The 17718-nt window shown below is 70.9% G+C and carries 16 protein-coding genes and 3 pseudogenes; 11 read left to right on the top strand and 8 right to left on the bottom strand.

The annotated features are described in order from the left end of the window. Nucleotides 1-110 precede the first annotated feature (110 nt). A complete protein-coding gene (locus tag ACWD0A_RS24350) occupies nt 111-602 on the bottom strand; it encodes a hemerythrin domain-containing protein (protein WP_451301340.1) in 492 nt (163 codons plus the stop codon). Between the two features lie 22 nt (nt 603-624). Between ACWD0A_RS24350 and ACWD0A_RS24355 the strand changes: the two are divergent. Together ACWD0A_RS24355 and ACWD0A_RS24360 are read left to right on the top strand one after the other, a co-directional pair. Further along, a pseudogene (locus ACWD0A_RS24355) lies at nt 625-842 on the top strand (helix-turn-helix domain-containing protein); the annotation flags it as partial. Between the two features lie 176 nt (nt 843-1018). Beyond that, the gene (locus ACWD0A_RS24360; RefSeq protein WP_451301412.1) at nt 1019-1954 is read left to right on the top strand and encodes a hypothetical protein; all 936 of its coding nucleotides are present in this window, start codon (nt 1019-1021) and stop codon (nt 1952-1954) included. On the opposite strand, the gene ACWD0A_RS24365 is transcribed toward ACWD0A_RS24360, so the two are convergent. After that, nucleotides 1951-2997 (bottom strand): GlxA family transcriptional regulator, encoded by a 1047-nt coding sequence (locus ACWD0A_RS24365; RefSeq protein WP_451301342.1) that lies wholly within the window; start codon nt 2995-2997, stop codon nt 1951-1953. The genes ACWD0A_RS24360 and ACWD0A_RS24365 overlap by 4 nt on opposite strands. Before the next feature lie 138 nt (nt 2998-3135). Between ACWD0A_RS24365 and ACWD0A_RS24370 the strand changes: the two genes are divergently transcribed. Beyond that, nucleotides 3136-3966, top strand: a complete 831-nt coding sequence (locus tag ACWD0A_RS24370; RefSeq protein WP_451301344.1) for a dienelactone hydrolase family protein — start codon at nt 3136-3138, stop codon at nt 3964-3966. Nucleotides 3967-4352: 386 nt separating this feature from the next. Here the strand turns inward: ACWD0A_RS24370 and ACWD0A_RS24375 are convergent, their stop codons facing one another. From ACWD0A_RS24375 to ACWD0A_RS24390, 4 genes are all read right to left on the bottom strand, one after another. Next, complete coding sequence (locus ACWD0A_RS24375) at nt 4353-6293, bottom strand: transglycosylase domain-containing protein (RefSeq protein ID WP_451301346.1); 1941 nt, start codon at nt 6291-6293, stop codon at nt 4353-4355. A gap of 92 nt (nt 6294-6385) precedes the next feature. Next, nucleotides 6386-7687 (bottom strand): sensor histidine kinase, encoded by a 1302-nt coding sequence (locus tag ACWD0A_RS24380; RefSeq protein WP_451301348.1) that lies wholly within the window; start codon nt 7685-7687, stop codon nt 6386-6388. Between the two features lies 1 nt (nt 7688). Beyond that, the gene (gene cseB, locus ACWD0A_RS24385) at nt 7689-8426 is read right to left on the bottom strand and encodes a two-component system response regulator CseB (protein ID WP_451301350.1); all 738 of its coding nucleotides are present in this window, start codon (nt 8424-8426) and stop codon (nt 7689-7691) included. Next, a complete protein-coding gene (locus ACWD0A_RS24390; protein WP_451301409.1) occupies nt 8423-9157 on the bottom strand; it encodes a hypothetical protein in 735 nt (244 codons plus the stop codon). Before ACWD0A_RS24390 ends, cseB begins: the two co-directional genes overlap by 4 nt. Before the next feature lie 1194 nt (nt 9158-10351). Between ACWD0A_RS24390 and ACWD0A_RS24395 the strand changes: the two genes are divergently transcribed. Together ACWD0A_RS24395 and ACWD0A_RS24400 are read left to right on the top strand one after the other, a co-directional pair. Then, nucleotides 10352-11068 (top strand): helix-turn-helix transcriptional regulator, encoded by a 717-nt coding sequence (locus ACWD0A_RS24395; protein WP_451301352.1) that lies wholly within the window; start codon nt 10352-10354, stop codon nt 11066-11068. A gap of 32 nt (nt 11069-11100) precedes the next feature. After that, entirely contained in the window at nt 11101-11655 is a 555-nt protein-coding gene (locus ACWD0A_RS24400) for a DUF3291 domain-containing protein (RefSeq protein WP_451301354.1), read from the top strand. Between the two features lie 318 nt (nt 11656-11973). Here ACWD0A_RS24400 and ACWD0A_RS24405 read toward each other — a convergent pair whose 3' ends face one another. Continuing rightward, entirely contained in the window at nt 11974-12426 is a 453-nt protein-coding gene (locus ACWD0A_RS24405; RefSeq protein ID WP_451301356.1) for a hypothetical protein, read from the bottom strand. Nucleotides 12427-12436: 10 nt separating this feature from the next. Next, nucleotides 12437-12658 (bottom strand): hypothetical protein, encoded by a 222-nt coding sequence (locus ACWD0A_RS24410; RefSeq protein ID WP_451301414.1) that lies wholly within the window; start codon nt 12656-12658, stop codon nt 12437-12439. Here ACWD0A_RS24410 and ACWD0A_RS24415 point away from each other — a divergent pair. The 6 genes and pseudogenes from ACWD0A_RS24415 to ACWD0A_RS24440 form a co-directional block, all read left to right on the top strand. Then, nucleotides 12576-12979, top strand: a pseudogene (locus ACWD0A_RS24415) (ATP-binding cassette domain-containing protein); the annotation flags it as partial. The gene ACWD0A_RS24410 and the pseudogene ACWD0A_RS24415 sit on opposite strands and share 83 nt — an antisense overlap. A 14-nt stretch (nt 12980-12993) precedes the next feature. Continuing rightward, on the top strand, nt 12994-13170 hold the full coding sequence (locus ACWD0A_RS24420) for a hypothetical protein (protein ID WP_451301416.1): 177 nt from the start codon (nt 12994-12996) through the stop codon (nt 13168-13170). Between the two features lie 155 nt (nt 13171-13325). After that, nucleotides 13326-13706 (top strand): bifunctional 3-phenylpropionate/cinnamic acid dioxygenase ferredoxin subunit, encoded by a 381-nt coding sequence (locus ACWD0A_RS24425; RefSeq protein WP_451301358.1) that lies wholly within the window; start codon nt 13326-13328, stop codon nt 13704-13706. Then, nucleotides 13703-13867: pseudogene (locus ACWD0A_RS24430) on the top strand (FAD-dependent oxidoreductase); the annotation flags it as partial. The gene ACWD0A_RS24425 and the pseudogene ACWD0A_RS24430, both read left to right, overlap by 4 nt. Before the next feature lie 394 nt (nt 13868-14261). Further along, nucleotides 14262-15383 (top strand): aromatic ring-hydroxylating oxygenase subunit alpha, encoded by a 1122-nt coding sequence (locus ACWD0A_RS24435; protein ID WP_451301360.1) that lies wholly within the window; start codon nt 14262-14264, stop codon nt 15381-15383. Nucleotides 15384-15421: 38 nt separating this feature from the next. Then, on the top strand, nt 15422-17650 hold the full coding sequence (locus ACWD0A_RS24440) for an FdhF/YdeP family oxidoreductase (protein ID WP_451301362.1): 2229 nt from the start codon (nt 15422-15424) through the stop codon (nt 17648-17650). Nucleotides 17651-17718 lie beyond the last annotated feature (68 nt).

Below are 17718 nucleotides of genomic sequence, written 5' to 3' on the forward strand. Positions count from 1 at the left end.
GTCACCGCCCTCGGCGGCTGCAACAAGATCACTCATGCAGGCCGTATGCCCCGCCTGCCGGCTTTCACCGGCCGGGCCCGGTGGTACGAGCCACCGGGCGGCCCGGCACGTCAGGCAACCAGTTCGCGTACGTGGTCGACGCTGCCGCAGTCGGCGTCGAGGTGCTTGGCACGCGCCTCGCGGAAGGCCTTGCCGAGCTCGGCCCGCCGGTCGTCGGCGACGTTCTCGCGCGTGTCGTTGAGCAACGTGCGCTCCTCCTCGTCCACGTGGTGGTCGACCGCCGCGACGAGCGCTTCGAGCTTCTCCTCCCACTCCTCGGACATGGTGTCCTTCACCTCGAGCAGTGCGAGCAACGCCTCGTTGGCCTCCTCGTGCTCATGGATGCCGTGCTCGACATCGTCGCCGTCCACGTTCTTGTAGCGCCGCAGTGCGGGATAGACCTCGTCCTCCTCGGCCTCCGAGTGGGCGACGAGAAGGGCAGAGAACTCGCGCAGAGCGGCGGCGCGATCGGCTTCGGCGCTGCGCAGGGTGCGGAAGAGCTCCTCCATCCTGTGGTGGTCCCGCAGAATGAGCTCGACGACATCGGTGGTCGCTGACGACATATCGGCTCCTCGATTCGCTGGGGTGGTCGCCCGCTCGCATACCCGTCTCCGCGCACGTCAGACGTGCCGGGACGGGCACTGCACCGGACTTCCGGTGCGCACCCCCTGCGCTTCTGGTCCGACGAGGGAGCGGTGCCGCCCGCGGCCCGCTCCGCAACCGCCTACCGGCTGTACGACGCCGGGTCGGTGGCCCGCGTCGAGCTGGTCCGCACGCTGCAGGAGCTGGGCCTCGGGCGCGACGTCGACCCACGCCTGCATGGCCGCATGCACACCTTCAGCATCGAACTGCCCGATGACCCCACACGAGCAGGTGGACGCCTGGATCGAACTGGCCGAGCTGGTGCGGGCCCCCGGTTTCCAAGTGTGGCCATTGTCGGAAACCGCTCATTGTCAGACCCACGCGCCACGCTTGATCTGTGCGAACACTCTTCAGCGACGAAGTGCACGTGGCCTACGGGCAGATCTACGTCTGCAGCGACGACATCCACTCCCTCGAAGATTCTTTCGCCGGGCAGCGGGCCGGGCTGTGCGGCGGGGCGGTGCCGGGCCATCTCTTTCTGCTGACTGGAACGCACACCGGCTCCGTCCCGATCACCGTTGAGCTGCACGCGACCGAGCCGCCCCTGGACGCCGACCTCTGGGAGGACATCGTCGAGGTATCGTTCCGGCCCGTATCGAACAGAGTTCAGCTCGTGGAGTGGGACAGCGGCTGGTATCCGCTCCCCCTCTCCGAGACCTCGTACCGGGTCCGGTACCACTGCCGGGGCATGGACGGGGCGCACAACGCCGCAGGCGATGTGGGCGAACGCGCGGTGGATGAGTATCTGTTGCGATTCTGGCCGAGCCCGCCGGCTCCGGACCGCGTGGTCAAGGAGACCAGTCAAGCCGCCGCCTACTGGCACGAGTTCGCGCGCGAGCAGCCCCCGGGCCCCACCCCCGAGGAGCGAGCCGAGGCCGAGCGCCGGGCCCGCGAGGAGGCGGAGCACACCGAACTGCAACAGGAGATGGACGCGTGGGGCGGGCGCCTGCCCAGTGATCGACTGCGGGATGTCCAGGGCAAGCTCCGGGGATTCAGGGCTGTCCGCAGGGCCTCGTGGGCCTTGATGCCGCACTCGTGCACGCGATCGACGCCTCGAGTCCCGAGGAACAGCGCGCGCTCGCCCGCTGGGCAGCGCACCGCGCGTGTGTGCACGCGGCTCGGTCCTCGCGAACCGATGAAGGAACCGCTCGTGCAACTCCGCGAGCCCCGACGACCACCCCCGTGCATCCGCCCGCACCGTCTCCCACCTCATGACCAGCACAACGCGCCCCAGCCGTCCCACCGTCACGCGAAAGACGGTTGCAGTACTTAGATGCCGCCATCTGGGGCGGAGGCCCGGGCCGTGCGGCGGAAGGCGGCACGGTAGGCGCTCGGGCGGTGGCCGGTGTGGCGGGCGAAGAGGGCGGCGAAGGTACCGGGGTCCTGGTAGCCGACGGCCGCGGCGACGGCGGCGACGGTGCGGTCGGTGGTCTCCAGCAGATGGCGGGCGCGGCGGACCCGGGAAGCCTGCAGATGGGCCAGCGGGCTGCGTCCGGTCTCTTCGGCGAAGCGGCGCAGCAGCGTGCGGGTGCTGACCCGGAAGGCGTCCGCGAGCGCGGCGAGGTCGTACCGCTCGGCGAGGTTCTGGTCGAGCCGCCGCATGACTCGCTGGGAGAACTCCCGGCCGGGCTCCGGGAGGAGCCGCGGGTCGACGTACGGGGTCTGGGAGGTCCGCGCGTCGTCGACGAGCGCCAACCGTGCGGTGGTGCGGGCCACCCGGGCGCCGTTGTGCCGGCGGATCAGGTCCAGCGCGAAGTCGTACATGGCGCTGAAGGCGGCCGTGGTCGTCACCCCCGTGTCGGTGACGACCAGGTGCTCGGGCCGCACGTCGGCGTCCGGGCAGCGCCTGGCCAGTTCGCCGGCGTGCAGCCAGGAGGTGGTGGCCCGGCGCCGGTCGAGGAGCCCAGCCTCGGCGAGCAGGAACGCGCCGACGCAGAGGGAGACGACGGCGGTGCCGGCGGCAGCCTGCGCGCGGATCGCCGCGATCTCGGGGGCGAGCCGGGCGAGCCGCGCGTCGAGGTCCGTGTCCGGGCGCAGTTCGAAGCCAGGGACCACGAGGACGTCGACCTCGCGCAAGGGACGCACGTCCAGGCTCGCGCCGCCCGAGGCGGTGACCCGGCGGCGCGGCGAGACGACCGACACCCGGTAGCCGGGCGCGTCCGGTCCGGCGACATGCCCGGCCATCGTCAACAGATCGGGGACGCCGAACACTTCAGACGCGAAGCAGTCCGGGTACGCCAGGACCCCGACCCGCAGCGCACCCGGCCCGGCGCCCGGACCCGCACGTTCCTCTGCCTGCCGCGCCGCCTCCGCCATCGCTCCCGTACCCCTGGTGTCCGGCCCCCGGGTCGCCGACCGCGTACCGATCGCCTCCCTCGCTTGTGGCGAGATTACCCCTGGCCTTGGCGATCTCGCCCCTCAACCGGCGGCCAGCTCCGGGACCAGGCTGGCCCCATGAGCGACGACGATCCGATCACCGACTTCACCCGCCGGAGCGTGGCCGTGGAGGGGGTGGAGAAGACGGTGTACACAGCCGGGATCGGGCCTGCGGTCGTGGTGCTCCCGGAGATGCCGGGCATCAGTCCCGACGTCCTGCGGCTCGCGCGCTGGGTGCGGGACGCGGGCTTCACCGTCCATGTGCCCTCCCTGTTCGGGACGGACGGCGCCTTCCCCACGGTCGAGGGCGGCCGGGAGGTCGTCCGCCGCGCCTGCGTCAGCGCCGAGTTCCGCGCCTTCGCCGGGGGCGGCACCAGCCCGGTGACGATCTGGCTGCGCGGCCTGGCGCGCCAGGCCCACACCGCGTGCGGTGGGCCGGGGGTGGGTGCGATCGGCCTGTGCTTCACCGGCAACTTCGCCCTCACCATGGCCCTGGAGCCGGCGGTGATCGCCCCGGTGGTCAACCACCCGTCGCTGCCGCTCGACGACCCCGGCGGACTCGAACTCGACGCGGCGGACGCGCGCGCGGTGCGCGACCGGCTCGACCGCGACGGCCTCACCGTCCTCGCCTACCGCTTCGAGGGCGACCGCTGGTGCACGGGGCAGCGCTTCGCCGCCTACCGGTCGCTGCTCGGCGACGCCTTCGACGGGCGTGTCCTCCCGGACAGCGCCGCCAACCCGGCCCCGCCGCCCTTCTTCGCCGATCTGGTCGGCACCCCGCACAGCGTCGTCACCGCCCATCTCGTCGACGAGGCCGGCCACCCCACGGTGCGGGCCCGCGACGAGATCCTCGCCTTCCTCGCCGACCGCCTGCACCCGCACGGGAACCAACCGCTGCCCGCCACCTGACCGGGCCCTGGTCCGCCGGACACCGCGACCTCGCCGTCGCCAGCACCCTCATCTGGCTCGACCAATGATCGGTCTTTTGTGTGATGGGGGCTCAGTTTCGGGTGGTGAGTGTCCGCGTTGTTTGTCGTGGCTGGTGCGGGCTTGGTGTTGCCGTTGCCAGTGTGACCAGTGCATGACGTGGTCGACGGGTGCCGGCCGGCGGTGGGCGAGGCGGGTGATCAGGCGTCCCTGCCTTGTTCATCGGGATGAGCGAGCCATTCGTGGGTTGGCTCACCCAGGGTGCCGGGTGTGGCTTTCAGGCGTCCGCCGTCCGTGGCTTCCTCCGATTCGCCGCCCGGCGCCCCACGACGACTCGGCTGCTCATGAGGGATTGCGGCACTGATCGCTCAGTAGGGACTCGACACAGCCCCCTGCGGGAGCGTGTCCGGCAGGGGACGGGGCAGGCCGTCGGCAGAGCCCGCCGTGTACATCGACCAGATCCTTGCCGCGCCACCGTCACCGGCGCCGTCCAGCGTCACCTGCTTCTGCGACGTCGCGTCTTCACCGAACAGCGCGAGCGCGGTGACCAGTTCGGCGGAGCCGCCCACGAACCAGTCGGCCTTCCTGTCGTCCGACGGACCGCCGACGGTCACGGTCTGCGCCGGCCGGGCGCTCGGCGCGGGGCCCACGACGGAGAACCGGCCGTTGCCGAGCGACGACTTCGCTCCGTACGACGCGGTGACTGTGCCCGCGGTCTCGGGGCGCACCACCTGCCCGCCGACCGAGGGCGGCAGCTGTGTCGCTTCACCCGCCCGCTCCGCCGCCTTCACGATCGAGGGCGTGACCTTCTTCCCGTCGTGGGAGAGCGTGGCGTAAACACCCGCCATCTCCAGTGGGCTGACGCCCATCAGTCCGAGTGTCGTCGCGCCGGGCGCGGCGAAGCCGCTCGCCTGCGGACTTATGCCCAGGTCCGTCGCGGTCCGGCGGATCTGCGCCGGGTCCGCGAGACCTCTGTTCTCCCACTTGGCCTCGGCGGCGGCCGCCAGGGCGACCGGGGCGAACGTCGGTCCGGCCTGGTAGTCGGAGCGGAGCGAATTGTTGAGGTAGTGCTTCAGATAGTCCCTGCCCCCGTAGAGGGCCACGATGTGCCCGCTCCTGGGGTCCACCGACACCGCTCCCGCCTGCCGGTCGGAGCCGTCTGCCGCTGCGGACGCCGAGCCGTCGGCACCCGGGCCGCTGTCCAGCCCGGCGGCGGCGGCGTTCTCCAGAGCCCGCTGCCGGGTCGGGTCGATGTTGAGGGTGATCCGCCAGCCTCCGCCCGCCAGATCCTGCTCGCTGATGCCCGAGGCCATCAGCTCCCGCCGCGCCGCGTCGACCAGATAGCCGTTCTGGCCCGCGAGCCCCTGTACCGGCTTCGGGTCCAGGGGCACGGGAAAGCGCATGCTCTGCCGGCGGGTCGGGTCCAGCCAGCCTTCCTCCACCATGTTGTCCAGGACGTAGTTCCAGCGCTCCACCGCCAGCCGCCTGCCGCCGGGCGTGGCCACGGCCCAGTCGTACTGGCTCGGGGCCTGCAGCAGCGCCGCCAGATACGCCCCCTGCTCGACGGTGAGGTCGTCGGACTCCTTTCCGTAGTAGGCCCGTGACGCGGCCTGCACTCCGTACGCCAGCCGCCCGTAGTAACTGGTGTTGAGATAGCCGGCGAGGATGTCGTCCTTGGAGGTCTGCCGGTCCACCTTCAGGGAGATGATCAGTTCCTTCACCTTGCGCGTGACGGTCTGGTCCTGGCTCAGGTAGTAGTTCTTCACATACTGCTGGGTGATCGTCGAACCGCCCTGTTTGCCGCGCCCCGCCACGGTGTTGAGGATGCCGCGTGCGGTGCCGCTGAGCGAGACGCCGGGGTCGCTGTAGAAGTCCCTGTTCTCGGCGGCGACGAACGCACGCTGCACATCCTTCGGCACCCGGTCGAGCGGCACGGACTCGCGGTTGATGTCGCCGGTACGCGTGAGCCGTGTGCCGTCGCTGTAGAGATAGACGTTGCTCTGGGCCTTCGCCAGATCGTTGGCTCTCGGGATGTCGATAGCGAAGTACAGCACCGTGAACCCGCCGACGAGCAGAGCACACACGGTCACCACCCCTGCGAGCAGGCGTCGCCAGGTGAACAGCCGGCGTATCCCCGTACGCGCCCCCGCCCGCGGCCGGGGGCGCGTACCTCCGCGGCGGAAGGTGCCCCGCCGGGCCGCCGGAGCCGTTCTCGGGCCGTCCGGCGGCGCGCCGGTCTCCGCAACGTCGTTGCCGAGGACCAGGAATCGCTGCTCCACGGTTCGGTACGGGTTCCGCCTGATACGCATGGGCGCCATCCTCTGTGCCCAAGATCTTCGTCGGGCGGAAGGCCTGCATCGGCCGGGCCTCGGCTGTGCGTCGGGCGTGCATCCCGTCCGTATCAGTCGTGTATCGGCGCCGGGCGGTCGGGCAGCCGCAGTGTGGCGACCGCCCCGCCGCCGGGGCAGTTGGCGAACGACAGCACGGCACCGATCACCTGGGCCTGGCCCTGGCAGATCGTCAGACCGAGGCCGTGCCCGGTCCCCCGCTCCCGCGCACCTGTGCGGAACCGCTGCGGGCCGTCCGTGAGCAGGGACTGCGGGAAACCGTCGCCCCGGTCACGTACGCGGATGGTCACCGAGGCGTCTTGCGGATGCCGTGCCACGGTGACGGTGACCGGCGCACGCCCGTGACGGTGTGCGTTGACGACGAGATTGGCGACGATGCGCTCCAGCCGGCGCGGATCCGTCCACACGACAGCAGCGTCGTCGTCCGCCCCGCCCGCGGACTCCTCGTGGCTCTCCGGTCCGTCACCGGACCCCGCCTCCGCGACGACGGTCGTCGCCGCCAGCCCCGTCCGGGCCACCGCCTGCACCACCGCCGGACCGACCGGGCAGCGGGACGGATCCGCCCGCTCGGCGCCCGCGTCCAGCCGGGATATCTCCAGCAGGTCCTCCACCAACGAGCCCAGCACGCGAACCCGGTCGCGCACATACCCGGCAGCCTTCCCTTCGGGCAGCAGCTCGGCCGCGGTCACCAACCCCATGAGCGGCGTGCGCAGTTCATGCGCCACGTCCGCGGTGAAACGCTGTTCTCCCCGCAGCCGCTGCTGGAGCGCCGCGGCCATCGTGTCCACGGCCGCTGAGATCTCGGCGATCTCGTCCTGCGGGCGCGGCGCCGCGGAGATCCTGGCGTCGAGGTCGCCGTCGGCGATGCGGCGCGCCGTACCCGCCGCCGTACGGAGCCGGCGACTCATCCGCCCCGCGCTGAGCACACCCAGCGGCAGAACGACAGCGGTGGTGAGCACGCCCGCCACGACGATGTTCGTGTCCAGCGCGGCGAGATCCCGCATCGTCACGCCCAGGTCGACGCGTACGGACAGGACCTGACCGCCCGCGGGCCGGGCCGCCCACATCGCCGGACCGCGCTCGCCCGTGGTGAACTCGGTGCCCTGGTGTCCCCGTGCGACCAGCGCGCCCAGGGAGCGGGGCAGCCCTCGCGCGTCCAGTTCCGCGCCCGAACCCTGCACCGAACCGGTGCGGGCGTAGATGACGGCGGCCCGGTCGAGCGTGGTGCGAGCCGCGTCCCGCGCCTGCGACAGCTCCCGGTCGCGCGACGCATGGTGCACCAGCACACCGACGGCGGTCGCCACGGCGCAGATCGCCACGGCGACCAGGGCGGCGATCCGCCAGCGCAGAGCCATATCAGCGCCGGAGCTTGTAGCCGAAGCCGCGGACCGTCTCGATCCGTTCGGCGCCTATCTTGGCCCGCAGCCGCTGAACATGGAGGTCGACGACGCGGGTGTCGCCGTGCCAGGCGTGGTCCCACACCCGGCTGAGCAGCGTACGGCGCTCCAGTACCACACCGGGACTGGCGGCGAACTCGAGCAGCATCCGCAGCTCTGTCGGCGTCAGTGCCAGCGTCCGCCCGTCACGCCGTACCTCCATGCCCCGGGTGTCGATCGTCAGATCGCCGAAGGTCACCGTGGTGCCGTCGGTGTCCCCGGCCGTGCCCTCCCGCCCGGCGACCGTGTCCGGGGAGAAGGAGGCACGACGCAGCAGCGAACGGATCCGGGCGACGAGGACAGCACTCTCGCACGGTTTGACCACGTAGTCGTCGGCACCCGCCTCGAGGCCGGACACCACGTCGAGAGTGTCGCCGCGCGCGGACATCATCAAGATCGGGGCGAGGCTGAACTCCCGGACACGGCGGCACAGTCCGATGCCGTCCAGATCGGGCAGCATGACATCGAGGAGCAGTAGATCCGGATCGGTCTCGCGGAAGATCTCCAGCCCGGTCAGTCCGTCGGCCGCGGTCGCCACGGTGAACCCGTAGCGTTCGAGCAGCATGCGGACGGTGTTGCGGATCACCTCGTCGTCCTCGACGAGCAGCAGTCTGGCCTCGGCCGGCGCGCCGGGCGCGGAGAGCCGGTGGTGTGTCATCGGGGCGTCCTTGTCTTTGGGGCTGTGCTGTGCCCGGAATCCGCACCGGGCCCTGCCGCGGGACCGGCCGGATCGTCGTTCGGTGCGACGGCCGCCATCACCGTGCCGTTCCAGCGGTAGCGCGTGGTGAACCGGCCGTCCCGGCCGGTGGAGGTGATCACCAGATCGTGGCCGAACGTCTCGCCGGTGATCCCGAGCTGGCCCCAGGTGATCAGTATCGGGCGCACCGTGCCGCCCGACGCCCGGTAGACCTGAACGAGTGTCAACGAGGCATTCGGCTCGTCGAACGCGACCACCAGCTCGTCCTGTCCGTCACCGGTCAGCTCGCGGAACACCGGCTTGCGCAGCCCGCACTGTGCTCCGGGGCAGTCCGTCAGCGCGGCCCTGACCAGTTTCGGAACATTGGGGTCCTTGTCCAGCAGATCTGGCACCGACACCGCGCGGAGACCGTCCGCGGGCACGGCGACCGAGGGCACGGCCTCGTACTGCCGGTACGTGGGACTGGGCTCACCCGCCGACGGCGGCACGGGCGGCTCGTACTGCGGCCACAGCGGCGAAGCACGCACCGGCGGCGACAGCGTCGGCGCGGGGCCGCCGTCCCGCACTCCCGCGTGCGATGTGCAGGACACCACCGCCGCCGCGGCCGTGACGGCGGCCAGAGCGACGGCCGCGGCGCGGCCGGTGCGGGCGAGACCGGTGCGGGCGAGACCGGTGCGGTGGAAGCGGAGCATAGGCGCCACAGCCTAACCGTGCGTTCCCCGCTCCCGAACGGTGGTTCGGGAGTGATACCGGCAACCCTCGTGCCGGACCGGTGGCTTCGACGACGTCCAAGTCAATGGTGCGCGCGTGCACCGGCCTTCACCGGCCGAACCGCTGTCACAGGGGGCCGGCCATGTCCGGGAGGGGAAGAGTACGACGACGGGGGCGGCGTGAACGGGCGGGACGAACCGCGGGCGAGCGGGAAGCGGTTCGGCCGAACCGCTTCGTGGTCGCTCGTTGGAGCGCGTCGGTGCGCCACTCGGAAGGTGTTTCGATCGAAACCCGCGGTCGGCCTGCCGGGACCTTCGGCCGAGTGAAAGCTCTTCGCCATCGTGGCTGGCGTCCAATCAGCCGGCTACAGGGAGCTGAGTGGGCGGGCGACGCAAGGGTGGCCTATTGGTATGTGGCGAAGTCCCCCACTGTCGCGGTACCTGATCGCACCGTCCAGATTCCGCTGCCCACGGGGGTTTCCTCTGAACGCCCCGTCGTCAGGGAGAGTCCGGAAGGGCCGATTCCGTGAACCCCGCCGTCGGGATACTTCAAGCGGATGAAGAAGGGGAGCTGAGGGGCGGCTGACAGCGGTACCGTCCCAGCGACAGCCAACGTGCCTGACGAACCCTCGGATACTCGTGAGGCATGTCCGAGAAGCCGCTCCGTACGCGCACGCCCTGGAGCAGGTGGTCGCGGCCAAGGCCGGCGGCGGCAGTGGTGACGAGGGAGAGGCCGGCTACGGGAGGGGTGGGGTGCTCCAGGTGCCGTGTGCCGTCGGACCGCACCGTCGGCCGTGACCGAGGGGGACCGGCTGCTGCCGCGAGGTGGTGGCAGGCCGATGGGGGAGCTCCGCTCAGCCCGCCGCCGTGGGACTGGCCCGTCCGGCGAACCGGAGAAGGCGGCCAAGGCCCCCGCGAAGCAGACGGCCGCCGAGAAGGTGATCAGCCGGCGGAAGACGGCGTCCTGGTCGAGCACCCCGAGCTCCGTGTTCGGCCGGCAGTGCGGGCAGGCCTCCACACCCGCCCGTACCCTCTCCTCCTTCGTGGCTCACGGCGCTGACCCGGCCGGCTGCGGCGTCCAGTGCGGCCGACCGGCTGAGGGTGCTCTTCGGGCGCACCAGGCGGGATGGTCCGCGGCTTTCTACATCCAACCCGTGTTGTTCCTAGAATGGCCAGGTGGAGGACATCGACGCGATCGCAATGTTGCAGGATCCGGTACGGCGCCGCCTGTACGAGTACGTGGCGGCACAGGGCCGCGAGGTCGGCCGCAACGAGGCCGCCGAGGCGGCCGGGGTGACGCGCACGCTCGCTGCGCACCACCTGGACAGGCTGACTGAGGTCGGGCTGCTGGAGAGCGGTAGCCGCCGCCTGACGGGCCGCTCGGGACCGGGGGCGGGCCGTCCCGCCAAGGTGTACACGCGGGCGCGGGCCGAGCGGTCGGTGTCGCTGCCCGCCCGCGACTACCGCACCGCCGCCGAGCTGCTCGCCGAGGCCGCCGAGCAGGCCGGGCTCGACGCCGGGCTCTGCGCGTCCGCGCGCCGCCGGGGTGAGGCCCTGCGCGGCTCGGCGGCGCCCTGTGGCGGCCTTGAAGAGGCCATGAAGATGCTGGCCGCCCGCGGCTACGAACCGCACCTGGAAGACGTTGAGAGCGCCGAGGGCGTCCAGGGCACCGAAGGCGCCGAGGGGACGCCCCAGGCTGCCGCACGCGTCGTCCGTATGCGCAACTGCCCCTTTCATGCCGTCGCCGAACGCTTCCCGCCGCTCGTCTGTGGCATGAATCTGGCGCTGCTGGAGGGGCTGCTCGGCGCGGACGGTCCCGTCCGAGCTCGCATGGACGCCCGGCCGGGGGAGTGCTGCGTGGTGGTCGAGACTTCTAAATGCAATGATAATTGACATAGAAAGCGGGGCCGTGCTGGGATGAGGCCATGACTGCATTCCCGCATGCCGCCCACCTCGCCCAGCTCAACGTCGCCACGCTCCGCCACCCCTTCGACGATCCGCGCGTGGCGCCGTTCGTCGAGATGCTCGATCCGGTCAACGCCGCCGCCGACGGGGCGCCCGGCTTCGTGTGGCGGCTCGTGGAAGAGGGGGCGGCCGACGCCACCGGCCTGCGCCCGGCTGGTGAGGACGTCATCGTCAACCTGTCGGTGTGGGAGACCCAGGAGGCTCTGTGGGACTTCGCCTACCGCAGTGGGCACCTGGAGGTGATGCGGCGGCGTCGCGAATGGTTCGAACGGCACGTCGAGGCGCACCTGGTGCTCTGGTGGGTCCCCGCCGGGCACCTCCCGACCGTCGGTGAGGCCCTGGAGCGGCTGGCGGACCTGCGGGTGCACGGGCCGTCCCCGCGCGCGTTCACCTTCGCTTCCTCCTACACCGCCGCCGAGGCCGCCCAGCACCTTCAGGCCATGCCGCCGGCGCAGCCTGAGCAGGCCGCCCGGAGCGCGCGGCCGACGCCGGCCGGGGACTCGGCGGCGGTCTGAAGCAGGGACGCTCAGCCCAGCAGGGCGGCGGCCCCGGGTCGCTGTCTGCTCGGGCGCCGGTTACCTGCAGGCGTGGCTGAAGGACAGCAGGCCGGTCGGCGAGAGTGCCTTCGATGTCGTGGTGGTCGGCACCGTCCCGCTCGACAGTCGGCAGATCCAGTTCACTTACCATGTGATGAGCATGGCGACGGTAGGGACAACCGGAGCCCCAGGCCTGTGCATCACGCTGAAGGGGCAGAGCGACGACGGGTGCCTGGTCAAGATCACTGGCTGACCAGTCCTGGGGCGGGCCGCTGAAGACTGCGGCCCACCCCGGAATCAGACAGGCCAGAACTGGGCCAGGTACTGCTCGACTCCATGAGGGACGTCGACGAGACACGCCTCTGCCGCGGCGGCACGGCCTCGGCATTGGACGTGAACATTCCATGTCGCCGATGCGTGGGGCAGAACGATGCCCTGCCGGGCCGGCCCGCCTGCCACTGCCCACAGCCGCAGCTCGCCGGAGCGGCATTCGATGCGGGCGGTCTCGGACTCGTCCCATTCGCCGTCGGGCACTGGCGGGGGACCGCTCCAGATCTCGGCATCGAAGGACACGGTCTGCGTGTGTCCGGCACTCGTGATGTCGATACGCCCCGGTTGTTCCGAAAGGAACGGCCCCTGGGTGAACCCCTCGGGGAACATCGTCGGCAGCCAACCGTCATCGGCGTCCTGCAGGCCGAGCCCGTAGTAGTCGACGTGGGCGTCCACATGCTGGGTCTCCAGGAGCGTCACGCGGCTGACCCTAGCGTCCCTCGGGACCACGAGGCACATCCGGCTCATCACACAGGTTTCCTGCGAACTCAAGCGCCAGGTAAGACAGGGCGATCTCACGAGACAGGAGCGCGCCGGAGAAGGGAGCCTGCTCGCCATCGACGGGCGAGGTGGTCGGGCCGTCGGGCTGCGGGAAGAGCGCGCTGCTGCGGCTGATCGCCGGATTCGAGCAGCCGACGGACGGCGCGATCACGGTCGCCGGGCAGCCCCCGACGCCGGGGCGGCAGGCCGGAGTTGCAGCAGCCGCGGCTGTTCCCGTGGCGCACGGTGCGAGGCAACGTCGAGTCGGCCCTGCGCTACGCGGGCGTCCCGCGGGCCGAGCGCCGGGACCGGGCGGAGGCGCTGCTCCAGCGCGTCGGCTTGGCACAGACCGGCGACCGGCGCACCTGGGAGATCTCCGGCGGCAGCAACAGCGGGTGGCCATCGCCCGGGCGCTTGCCGTCGCCCCCCGCTGCTGCTGCTCGACGAGCCCTTTGCCGCCTCCGAGTACCTGGTGCGGCACCGCTGGCGCGACGGCGATGTCACTCTGTGGACAACCGGTCCACGGCCCACTACGCCAACCGCGACTACGGCGACTTCCGGCGGATCATGCACCGCGTCACCCTGCGCGGCGACGAGCCATGGGGGCCCGCCCGTTCACGCGAGACCGCGCTGGCCCACAACGCGGCCGGCTCCGCGCGCGGTCGGGGGCCGGCCGTTTGGTGATCCGGCCGGTGGTGCGTGCGGCAGTTCCCCGGCAGCGGGTGAGCTGCGGGAGACCTCTGGGATGCCCCCAACGACTCCTTGACAAGGGGTAGAGGCGACCTCAGACTGGCGTTGCACTTTACGCAATCAGTTCCGTAATACGCGCTGAGGTGGTCATGATGATTCCTGCGTGCCGCGTCGCCGATCTGCCGCGAGGCGAGGCGTTCCGGATCGAGTCCGACCCGCCCGTCGCCGTGTTCCACACCGAGGACGGCGAGTTCTACGCGATCGACGACACGTGCACGCATCAGGACGCCTCGCTCTCCGACGGCTGGCTGGAGGGATGCGAGGTCGAATGCCCCTTGCACGCTTCGAAGTTCGACCTGCGCACCGGGAGCGTGGACGCCCCGCCGGCCCGGCTCCCCGTGCGCACCCACCAGGTCCTGGTCGAGGACGGCATGATCTACGTCAAGCTCTCCGACGCCCCGCCGAACCTCCCGCCCTCCTGTGTCGCCGCACGGCTCGGAGCGGTCCCGGTCGCCGGAGGCGCTGCGTGAGGAGCGTGGCGGTCGTCGGCGCCTCGCCGGCCGGACGGTCGGCCGCCCGGGCCCTGCGCGCACAGGGGTTTGACGGACGGCTCGTCATCGTCGGCGACGAGACCCACCGCCCCTACGACCGGCCGCCGTTGTCCAAGGAGTTCCTCGCCGGCCAGGTGGGGGGCTGCTGGCGGACCCGGCGACGGGCCAGGTGCGCCCGCCGCGGTCGCGGGATGCCGCGACCGCGGCCGTTTCCGTGCTTGCCGCCGCGCAGGGCGTCTGGTGCCTGCGCGTGCACGATGCGGCCTCGACGCTCGATGCGGTGCGGGTGACCGTCCGCTGGGGCGTCGAGGCGGCGGCCCCGGCGCAGGCGTTGCTGCGCTGAGGGCCCGGTGTCCGGCCGGCATCTCAGGCCCCGCCCGCCTTGGGCCGGTGTCTTGACACCGCTGCCCTCACGCCAGATTCTTTGTTTCATAATACGCCACCTGTCTCTTATTGAGAAACGCGCCGTCGTGAACCGTCTCTGACGGCCCACCCCCGCCGTGTGCGCGTCTGACATCTTTTGAAGGTGACACGATGACCATCACGAATCTGCCGCCCAGCTTGATCGCCACGCTGGCCGGTGAGTACTACACCGATCCTGAGGTTTTCGCCCGGGAGCAGGAGCGGGTTTTCGAGGCCATGTGGTTCTGTGTGGCCCGTGCCGCCGATCTGGCCAGGCCCGGTGCTTTCCGCACGTACCAGGTGGGGCGGGAGAGTGTGCTGGTCTCCCGTTCCCGGGACGGTTCGGTCAGGGCGTTCTTGAACATCTGCCGGCACCGTGGGGCGAAGTTGTGCACGGAGGAGTCGGGTGAGGTGAAGCGGGCGTTCCAGTGCCCGTATCACGCCTGGACCTATGGTCTGGACGGCAAGCTGGTGGCGGCGCCGAATCTGACGTCGATGCCGGATATCGACCGGGTGGAGTACGGCTTGGTCAATGTCCATGTGCGGGAGTGGCTGGGGTATGTGTGGGTGTGCCTGGCCGAGACTCCGCCGTCGTTCGAGGCGGAGGTGCGGGGTGCGGTGGTCGAGCGGTTGGGCGATCTCGAGTCGATCGAGCGGTATGGGATCGATGATCTGCGGGTGGGGCGGCGGATCACGTATGACGTGCAGGCCAACTGGAAGCTGATCATCGAGAATTTCATGGAGTGCTATCACTGCGCGACCATCCATCCCGAACTCACCGAGGTGTTGCCGGAGTTCGCGGACGGGTATGCGGCGCAGTACTACGTCGGGCACGGCGCCGGGTTCGGTGAGGAGGTGCAGGGGTTCACGGTCGACGGGTCGGAGGGTCTGGACCGTATTCCGGGTGTCGCGCAGGAGCAGGACCGCCGTTATTACGCGATCACGGTGAGGCCGCAGGTGTTCATCAATCTGGTGCCGGACCATGTGATCTTCCATCGGATGTATCCGATGGCGACCGATCGCACGATCGTGGAGTGTGACTGGCTGTATCTGCCGCATGTCGTGGAGAGCGGCAAGGACGTGGAGCGTTCGGTGGAGTTGTTCCACCGGGTGAACCTGCAGGACTTCGACGCGTGTGAGCGCACGCAGCCGGCGATGAGCTCGAGGGCGTATGCCAAGGGCGGTGTCCTGGTGCCCAGCGAGCACCACATCGGCGAATTCCACACCTGGCTGCAGGACAAGCTGAGCGCATAGCAGCAGTCCCACCGGCACATCGGACGAGAGAGGCAGTCATGGCACGCAAGGCGCCGCGCGTGGACCCCGGCGAGGACGCACTGCAAGTGACCGAGCCGAAGCGCTGGGCCGCCGGGATCCCCGCGGTGACCCATGCGCTGCGCATGGGGTACGACCAGATGGGCGTGCGGCGCACCGCACTGACCTTGTTGAAGGTCAACCAGAAGGACGGCTTCGACTGCCCCGGTTGCGCCTGGCCGGAGGGCGATCACCGCAGCAGGGCCGAGTTCTGCGAGAACGGCGCCAAGGCGGTCGCCGAGGAGGCCACCGTCCACCGGGTGACGCGGGAGTTCTTCGCCGCGCACCCGGTGGGCGAACTCGCGGGCCGCAGCGACTACTGGCTGGGCCAGCAGGGCCGCCTCACCGAGCCGATGTACAAGCCGGCCGACTCCGACACGTACGTGCCGGTCACCTGGGAGACGGCGTTCGACATCATCGCCCAGCAGCTCAAGGCGCTGCGAAGCCCCGACGAGGCCGCCTTCTACACCTCGGGGCGGACCTCCAACGAGGCCGCCTACCTCTACCAGCTGCTCGTACGGCGATTCGGCACCAACAACCTGCCGGACTGCTCGAACATGTGCCACGAATCGAGCGGCTCGGCGCTCACCGAGACGATCGGGGTGGGCAAGGGCAGCGTCCACCTCGACGATCTGTTCCGCGCCGACCTGATCCTCGTCGTCGGGCAGAATCCCGGCACCAACCACCCGCGCATGCTGTCCGCGCTGGAGAAGGCCAAGCGGCGCGGTGCGCGCATCGTGGCGGTGAACCCACTGCCCGAGGCCGGGCTGCTGCGCTTCAAGAACCCGCAGAACGCCCGCGGAGTCGCAGGCGGCGGAACGCCCCTCGCGGACCGGTTCCTGCAGATCCGGCTCGGCGGCGACCAGGCGCTCTTCCAGGCGCTGTCACGGCTGCTGCTGGAGGCCGAGGACGCCGCGCCCGGCACGGTCCTCGACCACGACTTCATCACCGCGCACACCGACGGCTTCGAGGCCTACGCCGCACACCTGCGCACACTTGACTGGGACGACGTCGCCGAGGCGACCGGACTCGCCCGCGAAGCCATCGAGGAGACCGCACGCGACGTCCTGTCCGCCCGGTCGATCGTGGTGTGCTGGGCCATGGGCCTGACCCAGCACAAGCACTCCGTGCCCACCATCCGCGAGGTGGTGCACTTTCTGCTGCTGCGTGGCAACATCGGCCGCCCCGGCGCCGGAGTGTGCCCTGTGCGAGGCCACTCCAACGTCCAGGGCGACCGGACCATGGGCATCTACGAGAAGCCGGCGCCGGAATTCCTCGACGCGCTGCACAAGGAGTTCGGATTCGACCCGCCCCGTCACCACGGTTTCGACGCCGTGGAGACGATCCGGGCGATGGGCACCGGGGAGGTGAAGGTGTTCTTCGCCATGGGCGGCAACTTCGTCTCCGCCGCCCCCGACACGGCCGCCACGGAGCGCGCCCTGCGTGGCTGCCGGCTGACCGTGCAGGTCTCCACCAAGCTCAACCGCTCCCACGCAGTCTGCGGCCGGCAGGCCCTCATCCTCCCTGTCCTCGGCCGCACCGAACGCGACCGGGGACCGGACGGGAAGGACCGGTTCGTCACCGTCGAGGACTCCATGGGGATGGTGCACGCCTCGCGCGGCGGGCTGCCACCCGCCTCCCCGCACCTGCTCTCCGAGCCGGCCGTCGTCTGCGGGCTGGCACGCGCCCTGTTCGGGGCGGACGACGACGTGCCGTGGGCGGCCTTCGGGGCCGACTACGACACCGTCCGCGACAGCATCGCCCGCGTCCTGCCCGACTTCGCCGGCTTCAACACCCGGGTCCGCCACCCCGGAGGCTTCACCCTGCAGCACGGCCCTCGCGACGAGCGGCAGTTCCCCACCCGCACGGGCAAGGCCAACTTCACGGTCAACCCGCTGGAAGTGCTGCGCGTCCCGCCCGGCCGCCTGCTGCTGCAGACACTGCGCAGCCACGACCAGTACAACACCACGATCTACGGCCTCGACGACCGCTACCGCGGCATCCACCAGGGACGCAGAGTGGTGTTCGTCCACCCCGACGACCTCGCCGAGCGCGGGATCACCGACGGGGACCCGGTGGACCTCGTCAGCGAGTGGCAGGAGGGCCAGGAGCGGCGGGCACAGGACTTCCGCGCCGTCGCCTACGACACGCCCCGCGGCTGCTGCGCGGCCTACTTCCCCGAGGCCAATGTGCTCGTCCCGCTCGACTAGGTGGCCGACATCTCCAACACGCCGACGTCCAAGAGCATCGTGGTCCGGCTCGAGCCGCGTGCGGCAGG

The sequence above is a fragment of the Streptomyces sp. NPDC002867 genome, assembly GCF_053591895.1.

Excerpts from the sequence above, each read along its gene's own strand:
- ACWD0A_RS24400 (WP_451301354.1), top strand. The coding sequence starts at position 11,101 with ATGACTGCATTCCCGCATGCCGCCCACCTCGCCCAGCTCAACGTCGCC.
- ACWD0A_RS24375 (WP_451301346.1), bottom strand. The coding sequence starts at position 6,293 with ATGCGTATCAGGCGGAACCCGTACCGAACCGTGGAGCAGCGATTCCTG.
- ACWD0A_RS24350 (WP_451301340.1), bottom strand. The coding sequence starts at position 602 with ATGTCGTCAGCGACCACCGATGTCGTCGAGCTCATTCTGCGGGACCAC.
- ACWD0A_RS24425 (WP_451301358.1), top strand. The coding sequence starts at position 13,326 with ATGATGATTCCTGCGTGCCGCGTCGCCGATCTGCCGCGAGGCGAGGCG.
- ACWD0A_RS24365 (WP_451301342.1), bottom strand. The coding sequence starts at position 2,997 with ATGGCGGAGGCGGCGCGGCAGGCAGAGGAACGTGCGGGTCCGGGCGCC.
- ACWD0A_RS24435 (WP_451301360.1), top strand. The coding sequence starts at position 14,262 with ATGACCATCACGAATCTGCCGCCCAGCTTGATCGCCACGCTGGCCGGT.
- ACWD0A_RS24440 (WP_451301362.1), top strand. The coding sequence starts at position 15,422 with ATGGCACGCAAGGCGCCGCGCGTGGACCCCGGCGAGGACGCACTGCAA.
- cseB (WP_451301350.1), bottom strand. The coding sequence starts at position 8,426 with ATGACACACCACCGGCTCTCCGCGCCCGGCGCGCCGGCCGAGGCCAGA.
- ACWD0A_RS24370 (WP_451301344.1), top strand. The coding sequence starts at position 3,136 with ATGAGCGACGACGATCCGATCACCGACTTCACCCGCCGGAGCGTGGCC.
- ACWD0A_RS24380 (WP_451301348.1), bottom strand. The coding sequence starts at position 7,687 with ATGGCTCTGCGCTGGCGGATCGCCGCCCTGGTCGCCGTGGCGATCTGC.
- ACWD0A_RS24390 (WP_451301409.1), bottom strand. The coding sequence starts at position 9,157 with ATGCTCCGCTTCCACCGCACCGGTCTCGCCCGCACCGGTCTCGCCCGC.